The sequence below is a fragment of the Corynebacterium sp. HMSC28B08 genome (genome assembly GCF_001806865.1).
In the GTDB taxonomy this organism is placed as follows: Bacteria; Actinomycetota; Actinomycetes; order Mycobacteriales; family Mycobacteriaceae; genus Corynebacterium; species Corynebacterium auriscanis.
Genome location: NZ_KV786172.1, coordinates 1 through 1289 on the forward strand (window position 1 = coordinate 1; position 1289 = coordinate 1289).

Consider the following 1289-nt stretch of genomic DNA (forward strand, 5'->3'; position numbering starts at 1 on the left):
CCAGGTTTTGTTCCGTTTGAGTAGATGGGAAAATCTGGAATATGCCAAGAAAATTTGACCAGGATGCGAAGGATCGTGTGGTCCGTCTTGTAGAGGACCGCATCTTGGCGGAAAATATGTCGATGCAAGCCGCGTGCCAGGCAGTAGCCCCAAAGCTGGGGGTGTCATGGCACACAGCCCGTCAATGGACCCAACAGGCCCGCCGTGCGGGAAACATCCCAGAACCCGTGCCTGAAGATCTGGCCGCCGAAAACGCGAGGCTTCGCCGTGAAAATCAAGAGCTACGCGACACCAATGAACTTTTAAAGGCTGCCTCAGCTTTTTTCGCGTCGGAACTCGACCCAAAACGTCGGAAATGATCCGGTTCATCGATGAATACCGGAATCGTTTCTCTGTCGAGTTCATCTGTAAGACGTTGAAGAAAAACCGCGCTGGTGGGTTCATCACCTCGCGTGGGTATCGTCAGTCCAAGGCCCGTGGGGTAAGTGCTCGCCGCCTTCGTGATGCTGTGCTGGTTGAACGCATTAGTGCTATCCATCGGGATAATTACGGCATCTACGGTGTGCGGAAAATGTGGCATGCTCTTCATCGTGACGGAATCGATATCGGTCGTGAACAAACCGCGCGGCTGATGCGTCTAGCCGGTGTATCAGGCAAAGGCAAAGGCCGCTCGCCTATGACCACTCGCACACCTCAAAGGCCGGATTTACGCCCGGACTTGGTGGAGCGAGAATTCAAAGCCGAAGGCCCGAACAAGCTGTGGGTGGCTGATATTACCTACGTGCGCACGAAGAAAGGCTTTGTGTATGCCGCGTTTGTCACCGATGTTTACTCCCGACGGATCGTTGGGTGGGCGTTATCAGATTCCATGCGCACCGAAGCGTTGCCGCTGCAAGCTCTCAACCAGGCGATCGCGTCTGCTGAGGAAACAACAGGTCTCATTCATCATTCGGATCACGGCTCGCAGTATGTCAGCGTTGTCTACAACGAGCGTCTTGCCCAGCACGGGATTGCCGCTTCCACCGGAACTGTCGGGGATTCCTATGACAATGCTCTGGCGGAAAACGTTAATGGTTCCTACAAAAACGAGCTGATCCATACTCGCAGGTGGGATGAGGTTGTCGAGGTGGAAATCGCGACGTTTGAGTGGGTGTCATGGTGGAACGAGACGAGGCTTCACCAAAGCTTGGGATACCGAACCCCGGTCGAAGTGGAAACCGAATTTTGGGACCAGCACCCGCCGCAAGCAATAATAGAAATCAAGGCAAATGCCTAGGAACAAAACCCGG

General features: G+C 54.2%; 1 protein-coding gene. It reads left to right on the forward strand.

Annotated features, from left to right (window positions below; all coding sequences use genetic code 11):
- Positions 1 to 41: 41 nt before the first annotated feature.
- Positions 42 to 1276, forward strand: a protein-coding gene (locus HMPREF3098_RS11365) for an IS3 family transposase (RefSeq protein WP_172953431.1) whose coding sequence is annotated in 2 segments (ribosomal slippage) — positions 42 to 330 and positions 330 to 1276 — 1236 coding nt in all. Because the reading frame shifts where the segments join, the coding sequence is not laid out codon by codon here.
- Positions 1277 to 1289: the final 13 nt, after the last annotated feature.